This is a genomic window from Halobacillus amylolyticus, assembly GCF_022921115.1.
GTDB lineage: Bacteria > Bacillota > Bacilli > Bacillales > Halobacillaceae > Halobacillus_A > Halobacillus_A amylolyticus.
This window is the reverse complement of the sequence record NZ_CP095075.1, coordinates 1353326-1368504: the sequence shown is the minus strand read 5'-3', so window position 1 is coordinate 1368504 and position 15179 is coordinate 1353326. Positions and strand designations below refer to the sequence as shown.

Below are 15179 nucleotides of genomic sequence, written 5' to 3'. Positions count from 1 at the left end.
ATTCTATACTCTTTGGAAGTGGGTGTTTAAAGTGGGAAAAGTTGTTGGATTTGAACTAAGCAGTCAGGAACCATAGAAAGCAGCAAAATTTTATTCCAATGTATTTGGATGGGGGGCTGTTTCTCCGGAAAAAGGTAGTGGGAGAACTGGAATCGAGGTGGAATAAGTAAAGGATCTAATGATCATCCCCATGGCACATGTATTCAAATAGAGGTTGATTCTATAGATGATTCTATCTCCAAAGCAAAGGATAATGGTGCAATGGTGGTACGAGAGAAGATGGAGTTTGATGAATTTTTTCTCGCATACCTAGTAGATCCTGTGGGTATTAGTTTTGGTCTTATAAAAGTAATATTTCTGTTAAATATGAGAATAAGTGGAGAAGCCCCGTACAACTTAAACAAGTGCATACAATTAAAAGATCATAGGTGCCTATGATTTTTTGTGTTTTGTAGAAGAATATACCTGGATAGAAATATGACAAAGCAATCAAAGGAGATATGATGACACAGTATAGAGAAATAGGATGGAATTTTGATAACAGTTACTCCTGTCTGCCAGAATTATTTTTTGAAAGCAGCGAAGCAACCCCTGTGCGTTCACCGGAGTTGGTCGTTCTTAATAAATCTTTGGCAAAATCTTTGGGGTTGGACGTTAAGAAGCTACAAAGCGAAGAGGGTATAGAAGTTTTTGCTGGAAATCAAATTTCTGAAGGCGCTTTGCCGATTGCCCAGGCTTATGCGGGCCATCAGTTCGGGAATCTTACCATGTTAGGGGACGGTCGGGCTGTGCTGCTAGGTGAGCAGATCACCCCTTTAGGTGAGCGTTTTGACATTCAACTCAAAGGTTCTGGCCGAACGCCATTCTCCCGCGGGGGTGACGGCCGAGCGACACTTGGACCGATGCTCCGCGAATATATCATCAGTGAATCGATGCATGCACTTGGTGTTCCTACCAACCGTAGTCTCTCTGTTGTGACAACTGGGGAGTCTGTCATTCGTGAAACCGAGCTGCCGGGTGCCATTTTGACACGTGTGGCTGCCAGTCATTTGCGCATTGGGACCTTTGAATACGCAGCAAATCGGGGCACCGTGGAGGATCTTCGGATACTGGCTGACTATGCAATACAGCGTCATTTCCCGGATATTGAAGATAATGAAGATCGATATCTTTCGCTTTTTCAAGAAGTGGTCAAGCGTCAGGCAGCGTTGATTGCCAAATGGCAGCTGGTCGGTTTTATCCATGGGGTGATGAACACCGACAATATGACCATCAGCGGAGAAACCATCGATTATGGCCCATGCGCCTTTATGGATGAATATAACCCGATGACGGTATTCAGTTCGATTGATGTTCAAGGCCGCTATGCCTATCAAAATCAACCTCCGATTGGTCAGTGGAACCTCGCGCGTTTTGCAGAAGCCCTTTTGCCACTGTTTCATGAAGATCAAGATCATGCGGTCAAACTGGCCGAGGAGGCTCTTTTCAAGTTTGAGGAGTTGTATCATAATCATTGGCTTGAGGGAATGAGAGAAAAACTAGGAATTCAGAACGAAGAGGAGCAGGACGAAGCCTTGATCGAAGACATTCTCCGTATCATGAAGAAGCACCGTGCCGACTTTACCAATACGTTTCGCGCCCTAACGTTAGATAAGCCAGAGGAGACGGCTATGAATGGGGCGACAGATTTTACTCACTGGTATGAGCAGTGGCAGGAGAGACTGACAAGACAGGAGCAATCGAAACCGTCTGCCTATCAATTGATGAAGAACGTAAACCCTGCAGTTATCCCTCGCAACCACCGGGTAGAAGAGGCACTTGAAGCTGCAGTGGAAAAAGCAGACTACAGTGTGATGGAGCGGCTTATGGATGTTCTTTCAAATCCTTATGCGTATTCTCCCGAACAGAAGGAATATAGCAAATTGCCTGAGCCATCAAACGGTCCCTACCGAACTTTTTGTGGAACCTGATTAGAGATGTTAAGTGCTTGACCTCTAATACGTGAAACGCTAGCGTATTGGGAGTTAGGCGCTTTTTTTGAAGAGGGGCCGTAATGAACGTGGTTATATATGGTGAAATATAAACGCATTAAACTGTGGACACCGTCCATATATATGGGTGTATAAGTTTGGTTAATTTGAGATTTAACGGAGGGATACAATGTCTGGAAGAATTAGTGTGGGTTTAATTTTTGGCGGCAAATCTGCAGAACACGAGGTTTCTTTACAGTCGGCTAAAAATATCATGGATGCCATCGATCATAACAAATATGAAGTAACACTAATTGGTATCGATAAACAAGGGAATTGGCATTTAAACACGAATTCCAAATATCTTATCAACGAGAATAATCCAAAGCTTATTGAGTTAAATAAAACAAATCAAAATATTGCTGTTGTGCCCGGAAGAAAGAGTGACCAAATCTTAAATATTAGTGATTCCGGATCTTTAGAACAATTAGATGTGATTTTCCCTATCCTCCATGGAACGCTAGGCGAAGATGGAAGTATCCAAGGTATGGTAAGACTTACTAATATCCCTTATGTGGGAGCCAATGTTTTAGGTTCGGCTGTATGTATGGACAAAGATATAGCTAAAAAACTTCTAACAGGTGCAGGTTTAAAAGTAGCAAATTCTTTAACGTTTCGAAGGTCAGATAAAGAGGATATTTCCTTCCAACAAGTAAAGGAAAAACTAGGTATTCCATTTTTTATTAAACCTGCCAATCAAGGATCATCAGTAGGGGTTAGTAAAATACATAGTGATAAGGAATTCACTAGAGGACTAGAGGAAGCCTTTTCTTATGACCATAAGGTTTTAATCGAGGAAAATGTAGTCGGCAGGGAAATTGAATGTGCAGTCTTAGGTAATGACTCGCCATCTGCTTCTTTACCAGGAGAAATTCTTCCACAGGGTGATTTTTACTCGTATGAAACCAAATATATTGATGAAAATGGTGCTATCCTAGATATTCCTGCCAGCCTAGATGATCAACAAGTAAACAAAATACAAGAAACAGCTATAAAAGCATTTAAAGAATTAGAATGTCAAGGAATGGGGAGGGTTGATTTTTTCCTGCAAGAAAATGGGGAACTGATTATTAATGAAGTGAACACCTTGCCTGGATTTACTAAAGTTAGTATGTATCCAAAACTCTGGGAAGCAAGTGGATTATCTTATTCAGGACTTATAGAAAAATTAATTGATCTAGCAATTGAAAGACATAGCCAAGATCAAGTGTTGAAGAATTCTGTTGATTAGAATCAAATTTTCAGCGCGCTTAGTAACTAGAGCGCCTGTTTTATTTTTGCCATGAATATTGTTCAATGTCCTGAATTATGAATGTCATGATCGAGCCCATCTACATGAATTTTTGAGGAGAGGTTAGTGTGGATTTAATAGTTAAAAATATGAACGAGACATTAGCAACTCAAATCCTTACCTGGAATTATGAAGGCCCCTATGATTTTTATAATAATGAATTATCGGATGAAGAAATAAGAGAAAGGCTTAACGGTACATACAAGGCACTTATTGATGAGAATGGGGAAGTACTTGGGTTCTTTTGTACGGGAGATTCAGCCCAAGTCCCAATTGGAAAACAATATGGAGCTTACTTTGGAGAATTTGTGGATATGGGTCTAGGAATGAATCCAAACTATGTAGGAAAAGGAAATGGTTACAACTTTTGTTCGTTCATCATTCAGCATATAAAGGAAAACACTGATAGGGCTTCTATAAGGCTAACTGTAGCAACATTTAATAAAAGAGCCATCCATTTATATAAAAAACTAGGGTTTGTAAAAAAGGACAAATTCACAACAGATTTTGCAGAATTCATTACTATGGTTAAAAAGAATTAAGGATATTTCTAATTTTTAATCGCCTTCAGTTATCGGACGTAGTATATTTATTTTGCTGACGTTTCTAATATTCAAGACTTGGGCAGGAAAGTTTTTTCCGCAAATTCGAAAATACTGCAAAAAAAGGATATTAATATCTGAAGCAATGAACTAGAAGCCTGACCGCTAGTAAGTCTAACGGTCAGGCTTCTTTATGGTACAAAGAAAAAGCCTAAGCAACCTCGTGTGAAGATCAATTACATAAGCGCTTATGAATAAAAGCAGCCGTCCTAAAGATAATAACGACATAAACCATTTTTCAAATCCCTAGTCCCCAAATCTTTGTTGGGGAGGACGATTGTGTCATTTTCTAGAGGAAAGGAGTTCTTCTATAATGCTAAAAAAGTTCACACCCGTGTTCAATATATCGGCAGGGTTTATCTTGTTGCTCGTTATTATAGGTATCTTATGGCCGGAGAGTTTGGAAACCACTACAGCTGATGTTCAAGCATTTATATCAAATAAATTTGGCTGGTACTATTTGATCGTAGTGACGCTATTCGTTTTAGTATGTTTGGTCTTTTTAATTTCTCCATTGGGAAGAATCAGACTTGGGAAGTCAGGGGAAAAGCCTGAATTCACAAGGCCCACCTGGATTGCTATGTTGTTCAGCGCCGGAATGGGGATAGGGCTCGTGTTTTGGGGAACAGCTGAACCGATCAGCCATTATGCGATCAGTTCTCCTACCGGTGAAACAGGTACAGATCAAGCTATTAAGGATGCCATGAGATTTACTTTTTTTCACTGGGGGATCCACGCATGGGCGATATATGGAATCGTGGCACTAGTGCTAGCTTACTTTAATTTTAGACATGGGAGAAAAGGGTTAATTAGTGCCACTCTGCATCCGATTATCGGTGAGAAAGCAGCAGAGGGGAATCTTGGGAAAATCATTGATATTTTGGCTGTCATCGCTACAGTTATAGGGGTAGCCACAACACTTGGTTTTGGCGCGGTCCAGATTAATGGTGGATTATCTTATTTGTTTGACATCCCTATCAACATTGTCGTTCAATTTATTATTATAGCTATTGTCACGGTTTTGTTTATGATTTCAGCTTGGTCAGGCTTAGGTAAAGGAATTAAAATTTTAAGTAATGCTAATATGATTATAGCGCTCTTATTATTTGGTTTTGTCTTTATTGTTGGGCCAACGTTATTTCAATTAAATTTATTTACGACTTCGCTCGGGACTTACTTACAGAACCTCCCGGCTATGAGTTTTCGGTTAGCGCCGCTCAATGAAGAGGCAAGAGGATGGATTAATGGATGGACCGTATTCTACTGGGCGTGGTGGATTGCATGGTCACCGTTTGTAGGTATATTTATTGCTCGTGTTTCCAGAGGCCGCAGTATAAGAGAATTTGTCTTTACGGTATTAATTATTCCGTCAGTCATCGGGTTCTTATGGTTCGCGACTTTTGGCGGGACAGCTATTTCACTTGAACACAATGGGATAGATAGCCTTTCATCTTTAGCCACAGAAGAGTCATTATTTGGGGTCTTGGCTAACTTTCCATTTAGCATTATTGCCTCCCTTGTCGCTATCACACTGATTAGCACGTTTTTTATTACTTCCGCAGATTCAGGAACATATGTATTGGGGATGATGACTTCCGATGGGTCGCAGCACCCCGGCATGACCATTAAACTAATTTGGGGTTGTTTACTTTCAGCCATTGCACTCGCTCTTCTATATACAGGAGGCCTTCAAGCTTTGGAAAATACGATGATTATTGCTGCTTTACCATTTTCTATTATCATGTTACTAATGACAATCAGTTTCGTTAAAGCCATTTATAAAGAAGGGAGAGAATTAGGGGTTGGTCGATTCAATCCTCCTAAGAAGAAATCGTAAAGAAGAAAAATCATTCTGGAGAAACGTGCCATAGCTTGTTCAATCTTTTGTAAGCCCGTCTCTAGGACGGGCGACGGGCTTACTTTATTAGTTTTAATAATACAGCGGCCGCGGCCTTTGCCTGAAATTCGGCAAAAAAGAAATTACTCTTTCTTTATCCCCTCAACAATCGTTTCTACTTCATTTCGAGAAATCTTTTCTCTACCGCTTTTTAATGTTTTAAGTGTTTTTTTAGCTAGGGCAAGAGGGATTTTACAAAATAAAAGAATATTGCGGTTATTTATATCCTTTATGTACTCATCTGCCAAGCTCAGATTATTTGTTGCATAAGTGAACATGTCTGCTCTGCTCCAACCATCTGGAAGAAACTTCACACCACGCTCCTGATCTTCGTGTTGATTCCTTAGAATGTTTACGGCTTGTAAGCCTCTTCCATAAGCGATAGCCAGCTCTCTGTCTGTCACTATATCGTCGCTCCATTGCCAAATATCTGAGAGCATAACGCCAACCAACCCTGCTACATAATAGGTGTAGTCATCCAAATCCTCTTTGCTTTTTATATGCCAATCTTTACTTACCCATTCTGCCATTCCAGCTGCCATGACGCTCGTCGAATCTTTTACTTTTTCAATGATTCCGCTAGGGCATAAGGAAATCCAATCTCCAAGGCGCAAAGTTACCTCGGGGAGAAGGTTCTTGTATGGATGTACCAATTCGTCATACGCATCGTTATCAAAGTCATTTCTCAAAAGCTGGCTAACCGAGCGTAATAAGTGTTGTTTCGCTGCTGAATCTATCATTTCGTGATCTTCGATTTCATCAATAGCTCGCATGCACAAATAAGCAGAAGCTACTGTCTTTTTCAACGTGGGCTCTAAAAGACTAATAGGAATGTAAAAAGTCCTGCTTGTAAGTTTCAACATGTGCATGGCTTCTTTTCGTAATTTTGTTTCGTTATTCATATCTTTTTCCTCCATTGTCAAACTTAACCTAAAAATATTTGATGCACAACGAATTTAAAGATCTTTGGAGGAACTACAAATGTAGTCCCTATGGTTGCGCGTTGGTTTCACCTCAGTCATTATCTATTCGTTAAACCATAATGGGTCATTGTTATCGACAACGCCGTTATAGTTAATAAATATCTCTTCTCCTGCTTTTATATCCGTGTAAGCATAAAAGTCAAACGTGTGATTCGTAAAGTTAATTTTGTAATTTGCATTAGGTTTATACGAGTGGTTAAACATCATACCATATCCTAAGACAAACGCTGTGTGATTCTCACCATACTCAAAGGCATAATCTGCAAGTCGAGTTTGCTCTATGAATACATGTTCCTCATTAGGATAAGGAATCACCGGTGCTTCATGGATAAGCTCATGTTTTGCTATGTTGCGTGTAGCGAATACTCCTCTATTGAACTCTTCATTGGTAAGTGTGGAAGATCTTATTTCTATCATGTTGGTCACCTGCGCCTTCTTTTCAATGAATACTTTAACTTCTTAAGTCTGACAGTTGATAAGGATGAAAGCAACTGTTTTAATCATTCCATTTAGGACATACTATCCCCTTATGCTGAGGGGATTATTGAATGAAAGCAACGAGTATAAATGACTATTTCAAATTATATCTAAATCTTATATTCAACAATAGGGGTAAGAATAAAATAAAGGGTTATGACGAGAAATCTTCTACCTGCATAAAGGAGCAGCACGTCGAGAGTTTTTATGGGAGGTAAATAATCCTAAGGCTGAAATTGCTTGTGATTACCCCCTTCATTTTGGAAAAAGGAATGGATACTAAAGGTATTAAAAAGGTTTCGAGATCCTCGCTTGAAGGGAAACATTCGATTTAACACCTTCGTGACTCATCCGTTTTTATGAAAAAGGGATTTTGTTGAAGCGGCCAGTTCCATCTCTTCAATGCTCTTACAGTAACTGTCCTGAATATCCCCGCTCAAAATTTTCACAGGCTTCTTTAAAAAATGTAGCATCTTCTTATTTCTATACCAATCACCTGACTCAGCATCCAGGTGAGGCCAATCTCTCCATGAGTCAGTAAGCGCCGGGCTGTAAATCCGCTGCGTTTCAGGTTTTAATGAACAAGGACTGCTTTGCAATTCATGCTTCTGGCCGGGTGCCGTTTCTTTCACATCATTAAACAATTGAGGCCAAAAGTCCTTGCGGGATCCGGTATGAGGGTGGGATTTCGTCCATTCAATCGTTTGTGCCAAGCGGCTTTGAACGGAAAAGAGTAAATCATATAACCCTTTTCCAAGAATGATTCGATCCTTCACTGAAGAAAAATGGTGCACGGTTCCCCCGACCAATTTGGTCTTCTTTTGGACAGAGGTCGTATAGGGGAACAAAATATGATTGAACTCAAATAGGTCTTGAAGCTTGAACATAATCGTGTTCAGCACAGTGTCCTTGTATTGTTTATTTTGAATGACACGTCCCTCAATGTATTGCTGTTCATTAATGATCAGAGCGATCGTCAGCTCTTCCTTTGTAGACTCAGTCCAGAATTGATTCCAAAACGGTTCCATGAATCTAGAAACCTCCATGGAAGACAATAGATGAAAAAGCGGCCTTCCACACTTTTTGCTTTCTTCATACAACAGTAGCTGTGGATAAGCATCTTGGAAAATCAACCAATTGCCCCGCTCCAGGAACACAAAAAAATCGGTCTGCTCTTTCGTGGATAAAAGCTTCGGTAAATACTCCCCTTTAAGGTCGGTCATATTCCATCCGGCATTACGTGACACCAAGTGTGCCAACAACGCCCAATGAATTTCCGGATGCTTTTGGTAAAAATCAAAGTAGGCCTGCGTTCGGGTCACATTGTTTTGATTCTGTTTCCGAGTGACGGAACGTATGGTTTGGATGATGTTTTCCTCTTCTTGCGTGAGGTTGTGCCTATCGGTTTGTTGCCTAATCGCTTTTTTTAATTGCTTTTTTAAGATCTTCATATGGTCTCGAGTCTGCTTAAAGATGATCATCTCCTCCTTTCATCGGGATCTATGCATATATGAAGAGTGTATTACAGGAGGTAACGAAGCATGATTCATGGAAAATAATTGTAATATATAGTATTTGCTTGTTGATTTTCGCTTATTCAAGGACAGGTCGCAAACCTTAAGAAAGGACTGCCTTAAGTTACAGGGCAGCCCTTTCTGTTAAAATACTTTAGTAGTCCAATTCTCACAATTCCAAACATCTGTGACAATATCTTGATAAAATTCTGGTTCGTGTGAAATTAAAAGCACACTGCCTTTGTAATCGTTCAATGCGCGTTTAAGTTCTGCTTTTGCATCCACATCCAGGTGGTTGGTCGGTTCGTCGAGTACGAGCAGGTTGGTCTCCTTATTGATTAATTTACAGAGTCGAACCTTCGCCTTTTCACCACCGCTCAACACTTGAACTTTACTTTCGATATGTTTTTTGGTGAGACCGCACCTGGCCAGGGAAGCGCGCACTTCATGGTGGGTAAAGTGAGGAAATTCATCCCATATTTCTTGAATGCAGGTGTTGCTGGTTGCTTCTTTTAATTCTTGTTCAAAATAACCGATATGAAGGTAATCTCCTAGTTGTACCGAACCAGATACAGGTTTGATTTCACCGAGGATACTTCGTAAAAGTGTCGTTTTCCCGATTCCATTCGCCCCTGATAACGCAATCTTTTGTCCACGTTCCATCGACAAGTTGAGAGGGCGGGAGAGAGGTTCATTGTAGCCAATGATAAGATCGTTTGTTTCAAACAGGGATTTGCCGGAAGTGCGTGCTTGTTTGAACTGAAACTTTGGTTTTGGCTTTTCAGAATCTAATTCGATGACATCCATCTTATCTAGCTTTTTCTGACGAGACGTAGCCAACTTACTCGTTGCCGCATTTGCCTTGTTTTTTGCTACAAAGGTCTTTAAGCTGGCGATCTCTTTTTGCTGCTTCTTATATGCCGATTCTAATTGTTGTTTTTTCATTTCATAGACGCGGAGGAATTCGTCATGGTCCCCTGGGTAACGTGTAACCTGTTGGTTTTCCATGTGATAGATCAAATTAACAACACTATTGAGAAAAGGGATGTCATGAGAAATCAGAATAAAGGCATGATCGTATTCCAGTAGATAATTTTTCAACCATCCGATATGTTCAACGTCAAGATAGTTCGTTGGTTCATCGAGTAACAAAATGTCTGGTTTCTCTAGAAGCAGTTTGGCAAGCAACACTTTCGTCCGCTGCCCGCCACTCAAGTCGTAAACATCACGCTCGAGTCCGATGTCATCCAGACCAAGGCCATTGGCAACTTCTTCTACTTTGGCGTCGATCGTGTAGAAATCATTCGTTGTAAGGGCATCTTGAAGCCGACCGGTTTCTTCCAGTAATTCTTCCAACTCGTCTGGCCCCACTTCTCCCATTTTCGAAAACAGTCGATTCATCTCTGCTTCCATATCAAACAAGTATTGAAAAGCTGTCCTGAGTACGTCCCGCATAGTCATGCCTTGCTTTAAATCCGCATGCTGATCAAGATAACCGATACGTGCGTGCTTAGACCATGTGATGGTTCCCGCATCAGGCTCTAGCTGGCCTGTGATGATATTCATAAAAGAAGACTTACCTTCGCCATTAGCGCCTATAAGTCCAATATGTTCTCCTTGTAATAAACGAAAAGAGACATCTTCGAAGATTGCACGATCCCCGAATCCGTGACTCAAATTATTAACTGTGAGTAAACTCATTTGAAACACCTTTTCCTTATATAGATTCATGCTTATCTATTATAAAGGGCATTGCCTTAAAGTGATAGTGGTTAATAAACAATTGGGTAGGTAGATACATACAAAGTTAGTGACTCGGCTTTCCTTTTGACAAAATGAGAGCATGGACGGATGGGTTGTGCAGTAATGATGGTTAAATTTGTGTTAATTATTTTAATAAAACACCAAAGAATGGAGGAGAATAGCAATAAAGTACACTTATTTTAATCTGAGAAAACAAAGATGATTTGGAAAAAACGGATGAAGAAATGGCATGTTGGGAGATACGAATGATTTGACTTTTATCGGTTTCAAAAGTAATTTAAAGTTAACACGATATTATGTTTTTTACATAGTTAAGGAGGAAATTGCTAGTGATCATTGCGATCATATTTTTATTATTTGTTTCATTTTTCTTTTCAGGAAGTGAAACGGCATTGACAGCCACCAATAAGATGAGACTGCAAACGAGGGCAGGTAACAATGATAGAAAGGCTGAGAAACTTTTAGATTTAGTTTCTAAACCAGGCGAATTTATTACCACAATTCTAATTGGAAACAATATTGCCAATATATTACTTCCTACGCTTGTGACAACGCTTGCGATTCAATATGGATTTAATGTGGGGCTTGCTTCTGCTATTTTAACGGTTACGATTATCGTCTTTTCTGAGGTCATTCCAAAATCAGTTGCAGCTGCATTCCCTGACCGTATCGCACTTCTTGTATCCCCGATCATCCGGTTATTTGTTGTTGTGTTTAAACCGGTAACGATTGTACTTAATTGGCTTACGGGATTTATCACAAGATTCCTCGCCAAGGATCAGCCAAACGATGTATCCATATCGAAAGAAGAACTGCGTGCAATGGTAGATATTGCAGATTCTGAAGGAACATTTAATCAGGCAGAATCCCACCGTATCAAAGGAGTACTCGATTTTTACAATTTAAATGTCAAGGATGTATTAAAAACACCAAGGGTAGAGATGACCGCTCTTCAGAGTACGGCCACTTTTGAAGAAGTAAGGGATGTTGTGATTCAAAATCCGTTCACAAGATATCCCGTTTATAAAGAGGATATTGATGACATTGTCGCTGTCTTCCATTCAAAGTATTTGCTATCGTGGTCCACAGAGCAAGAGAAGCCACTGGAGGCATTTAGTTATACAGATCCATTGGTCATCTATGAATTCCATCCGATTGAATGGGTCTTCCGCAAAATGACGAAAGAGAAGAAGCATATGGCCATCGTACTGGACGAGTATGGTGGAACAGAAGGAATCCTAACACATGAAGATGTAATCGAAGCAATGATTGGTTTAGAAATTGAAGATGAAATGGATCTTGCAAGCGAAGCGATCATTGAAAAGGTTACGGACACCGAAATCATTTGTGATGGGAAAATAACGCTTCGTCGGTTAAATTCCGTTTTTAATACAGAAATTCCAGAAGAAGAGGATGTTCTTGCTGGATATCTGTTAAAAGAATTTAACGATTTTCCTGGAGAGGGAGAAGTGTTGGAGCGAGACAACCTGACGTTTAAAGTGTTAGAAACAGAAGGAAGAACGATCAGGAAGGCCTTGATTCTTAAATAAAGGTAGCTAATACTTGAGTTTAGGTCTTCCGGATGGAAAATGCATATATGGCTTTAAATCGTGCATATATTTTTAGAATAGTCACCTTGATTATTGATTCTTGCCGCTGATCTAAACTTCTTATAATAGGAGCGACTGTACCTCTACAGTCGCTCCTATTTTGCAGCAGTTTTAGCTTCCTTATTATTCCTAAGAAACATGTATAAGGATGCGCCAAAAATAATAAAGTAACCGAGGAAGCTCATCCAATCAGGCACCTGGTTAAAGAAAATAATACTAATCGCAGCTGTGTACACGACCGTAGAGTAGAAAAAGATCGAAATTTCCCTAGCGGGTGCAAATTTATAGGCAATCGTTAAGCCAAATTGTCCAATTGTTGCAAAGCCGCCGGCGCCTAAAAGGTAAATCCATTGTTTCGTCGACATCGGTTCATAGAATGCGATTGTAAAAGGGAGCAGAGAAACTGTTGTGAAAAATGCAAAGTAAAAAACAACTGTATAAAACTGTTCTTTACTTCCGAGAACGCGCAAGAGAGTGTATGCTCCCGCAGCAAATACAGCTGAAAGTACTCCGATTAAATAGGGAAGGAGCTCGATAGAAAATTGTGGCTTTATAATAAACAATGTTCCGACAAACGCCACTAAAATCGCCACGATTTGATAAGTACGTGCTTTTTCTTTAAGAAAAATAGCTGAAAAAATAATTAATATAAATGGACTTAACTTATTCAGCATCTCAGCATCTGATAACACCATATGGTCAATGGCATAAAAAAACAACACCATCCCGATGGTCCCAAGTGCAGATCTTGAGAGGAGCAACACCTGGTTTTCCTTTTTACCAAAAATTCGTTCTTTATTGTAGACGACTAACACAAATGCAATGACTGCAGAAACAATATTTCGCATGAACGTTTTTTGAACAGTAGGGACATCACCTGACAACTTTACAAGGGCTGCCATCATCGAAAATCCAAAGGCAGAGATAAGTAGTAACATAATTCCTTTATTACGATCACTCATACATTTTTCCCTCCATTATTGCTATCATTCGTAAAATCACCTATATTATCCTAATACAACTATGTTGAGAAAGAAAGTGTTTCGGGTTTGATTGCATTAAAATGGGGAATATAAGATAAGTGCAAAAGTTAGGCAAGGAGAGGAAGGCGACCATTTGATTTGTTCCCATCCTGTGTTTACAACGAAACGAGTTATTAAAGATAATCAACAGCATTATCTTGAAGAAGAGTCTCATATAGAATTGTATAACGACCAAGTTGTGACCCCGTCAGCGCGTTTTATGATTGAAGATGTTCACGATGTGTCATACCGAGCACTTTCAGGAACGTATGGTTTTTTTTATTTGCATACCATAAGGGGGGTGTATTCCTTTAAGGTAAAAGGTTCACCTGAACTATGGATGGCAGAGTATAAAAAAGTGCAGGTAAAATGATCGGTAACTTTTCCGATAAGTAAAATTCAGTTGCGATTTTCCATGTTAAAAAAGCTGCCTCATCAAGGTCGCCCAGTTGGGACCTGATGAGACAGCTTTTTCATGTACCTATGAAGCTTTAGCTTTATTTTGGTAGGCAGCTAATCGATTGACAAGTTGGGAACTGGCTTGATTAAGTCCGCCAATTTTGACCGATTTATCATTTTCCTCGAGTTTTGTAACGAGTTTATCGATCGCGGCTACAGCTGAATCATCCCACACATGAGCATGGGTAAAGTCAATGTGTACTTCTTTTGCATCTACATTAAGATCTACCTGTGCCAGTAAGCTCTCAACGGAAGCGAAGAAAACTTGCCCGCTTACAAAATAAGTCTTTGTTTCAGCTTCTAGTTTCTCCTCGACGTGAACTTTAGAGATTTTTGCCACGAAGAAGATGGCACTTAAAATCACCCCGGCTAACACACCAATAGATAAGTTGTGGGTCACCACAACAGCAACCACGGTAACGACCATAACGACAGAATCTGAGATCGGGTTTTTGTGAAACTTCGTTAAAGAACTCCAGTCAAATGTTCCGATCGAAACCATGAACATCACACCAACAAGGACAGCCATTGGAATTTGAACGAGTATATCGTTAAAAGAAATAATCAGCAGCATGAGAAATACCCCTGCGACTAAAGTGGATAAGCGACCACGTCCACCTGAAGAAACGTTGATAACGGATTGTCCTATCATGGCACAGCCCGCCATTCCCCCGAAAAATCCTGACGTAATATTAGCAATTCCCTGGCCGCGAGCTTCTTTGTTCTTATCACTCACAGTATCTGTCATATCATCAACAATTTGTGATGTGAGTAACGACTCGAGCAAACCTACGAATGCTAAGGCAAGAGAGATCGGAAATATAATTTGTAATGTTTCAAAAGTTAGTGGGATCGCTGGAATTAAAAAGATAGGAAGCGTGCTTGAAAGCTCACCCATATCACCCACAGTTTTTAAAGATAAACCACTAGTAGCAGTGATGATCGTCATTAAGATAATTGTGATTAACGGTGCGGGGACAGCTTTAGTAAACCTTGGAAGAATATAAATGATCGCAAGAGAACCAGCTACCATCGCATACATCACCCAATTAGCCCCTTCGAAATGCGGGAGCTGCGCCGTGAAAATTAAAATCGCAAGGGCGTTAACAAAACCAATCATAACGGACCTCGGGATAAATTTCATAAACTGGCCGATACGCAGTACTCCTAAGAGGAATTGCAAGATTCCAGTTAGGATCGTTGCAGCAAGCAAGTACTCGAGTCCATGGTCCTTGACTAATGTAACCATAAGCAAAGCCATTGCCCCAGTAGCAGCAGAAATCATCCCTGGACGTCCACCCATAAAAGCAATGACGACAGCGATACAAAAGGAAGCGTACAAACCTACCATGGGGTCGACTCCAGCTATGATAGAGAAAGCGATTGCCTCAGGGATAAGCGCCATAGCGACAACTATGCCTGAGAGCACATCGTTTTTTACGTTTCCAAACCATTGTTGTTTAATTGTAGCAGTGTTCAATGCTACACCTCTTTCCATAAAAAATTGACACGATCACACTCGTGCCTTAT

The 15179-nt window shown here is 40.2% G+C and carries 12 protein-coding genes; 6 read left to right on the top strand and 6 right to left on the bottom strand.

The window, feature by feature from the left end; all coding sequences use genetic code 11:
- Positions 1-503 precede the first annotated feature (503 nt).
- From MUO15_RS07190 to MUO15_RS07175, 4 genes are all read left to right on the top strand, one after another.
- Complete coding sequence (locus tag MUO15_RS07190; protein ID WP_245035890.1) at positions 504-1970, top strand: protein adenylyltransferase SelO; 1467 nt, start codon at positions 504-506, stop codon at positions 1968-1970.
- Between the two features lie 190 nt (positions 1971-2160).
- Positions 2161-3261 (top strand): D-alanine--D-alanine ligase, encoded by a 1101-nt coding sequence (ddlA, locus tag MUO15_RS07185; RefSeq protein WP_245034771.1) that lies wholly within the window; start codon positions 2161-2163, stop codon positions 3259-3261.
- A gap of 128 nt (positions 3262-3389) precedes the next feature.
- A complete protein-coding gene (locus MUO15_RS07180; RefSeq protein WP_245034769.1) occupies positions 3390-3863 on the top strand; it encodes a GNAT family N-acetyltransferase in 474 nt (157 codons plus the stop codon).
- A gap of 373 nt (positions 3864-4236) precedes the next feature.
- The gene (locus tag MUO15_RS07175; protein WP_245034767.1) at positions 4237-5760 is read left to right on the top strand and encodes a glycine betaine uptake BCCT transporter; all 1524 of its coding nucleotides are present in this window, start codon (positions 4237-4239) and stop codon (positions 5758-5760) included.
- Between the two features lie 143 nt (positions 5761-5903).
- On the opposite strand, the gene MUO15_RS07170 is transcribed toward MUO15_RS07175, so the two are convergent.
- The 4 genes from MUO15_RS07170 to MUO15_RS07155 all read right to left on the bottom strand — a co-directional run bounded on the left by MUO15_RS07170 (position 5904) and on the right by MUO15_RS07155 (position 10495).
- On the bottom strand, positions 5904-6722 hold the full coding sequence (locus tag MUO15_RS07170) for a squalene/phytoene synthase family protein (protein WP_245034765.1): 819 nt from the start codon (positions 6720-6722) through the stop codon (positions 5904-5906).
- A gap of 123 nt (positions 6723-6845) precedes the next feature.
- Positions 6846-7220: an SET domain-containing protein gene (locus MUO15_RS07165; RefSeq protein WP_245034763.1), complete on the bottom strand. Its 375-nt coding sequence runs from the start codon at positions 7218-7220 to the stop codon at positions 6846-6848.
- A gap of 407 nt (positions 7221-7627) precedes the next feature.
- Positions 7628-8761, bottom strand: a complete 1134-nt coding sequence (locus MUO15_RS07160) for a DUF2515 domain-containing protein (RefSeq protein ID WP_245034761.1) — start codon at positions 8759-8761, stop codon at positions 7628-7630.
- A 177-nt stretch (positions 8762-8938) separates the two neighbouring features.
- Positions 8939-10495 carry an ABC-F family ATP-binding cassette domain-containing protein gene (locus tag MUO15_RS07155; protein WP_245034759.1) on the bottom strand — a complete coding sequence of 519 codons (1557 nt, stop codon included), beginning with the start codon at positions 10493-10495 and terminating at the stop codon, positions 8939-8941.
- 392 nt (positions 10496-10887) lie between these two features.
- Between MUO15_RS07155 and MUO15_RS07150 the strand changes: the two genes are divergently transcribed.
- A complete protein-coding gene (locus MUO15_RS07150; RefSeq protein ID WP_245034757.1) occupies positions 10888-12108 on the top strand; it encodes a hemolysin family protein in 1221 nt (406 codons plus the stop codon).
- Between the two features lie 155 nt (positions 12109-12263).
- Here the strand turns inward: MUO15_RS07150 and MUO15_RS07145 are convergent, their stop codons facing one another.
- Positions 12264-13130, bottom strand: coding sequence for a DMT family transporter (locus MUO15_RS07145; protein WP_245034755.1), 867 nt, complete (start codon positions 13128-13130; stop codon positions 12264-12266).
- Between the two features lie 154 nt (positions 13131-13284).
- Here MUO15_RS07145 and MUO15_RS07140 point away from each other — a divergent pair, with 154 nt between their 5' ends.
- Entirely contained in the window at positions 13285-13563 is a 279-nt protein-coding gene (locus tag MUO15_RS07140) for a hypothetical protein (protein ID WP_245034753.1), read from the top strand.
- 108 nt (positions 13564-13671) lie between these two features.
- Here MUO15_RS07140 and MUO15_RS07135 read toward each other — a convergent pair whose 3' ends face one another.
- The gene (locus MUO15_RS07135) at positions 13672-15129 is read right to left on the bottom strand and encodes a SulP family inorganic anion transporter (RefSeq protein WP_245034751.1); all 1458 of its coding nucleotides are present in this window, start codon (positions 15127-15129) and stop codon (positions 13672-13674) included.
- Positions 15130-15179: the final 50 nt, after the last annotated feature.

Coding starts and splice junctions, on each gene's coding strand:
- MUO15_RS07190 (WP_245035890.1), top strand. CDS start 504: ATGACACAGTATAGAGAAATAGGATGGAATTTTGATAACAGTTACTCC.
- ddlA (WP_245034771.1), top strand. CDS start 2,161: ATGTCTGGAAGAATTAGTGTGGGTTTAATTTTTGGCGGCAAATCTGCA.
- MUO15_RS07175 (WP_245034767.1), top strand. CDS start 4,237: ATGCTAAAAAAGTTCACACCCGTGTTCAATATATCGGCAGGGTTTATC.
- MUO15_RS07170 (WP_245034765.1), bottom strand. CDS start 6,722: ATGAATAACGAAACAAAATTACGAAAAGAAGCCATGCACATGTTGAAA.
- MUO15_RS07165 (WP_245034763.1), bottom strand. CDS start 7,220: ATGATAGAAATAAGATCTTCCACACTTACCAATGAAGAGTTCAATAGA.
- MUO15_RS07160 (WP_245034761.1), bottom strand. CDS start 8,761: ATGATCATCTTTAAGCAGACTCGAGACCATATGAAGATCTTAAAAAAG.
- MUO15_RS07155 (WP_245034759.1), bottom strand. CDS start 10,495: ATGAGTTTACTCACAGTTAATAATTTGAGTCACGGATTCGGGGATCGT.
- MUO15_RS07145 (WP_245034755.1), bottom strand. CDS start 13,130: ATGAGTGATCGTAATAAAGGAATTATGTTACTACTTATCTCTGCCTTT.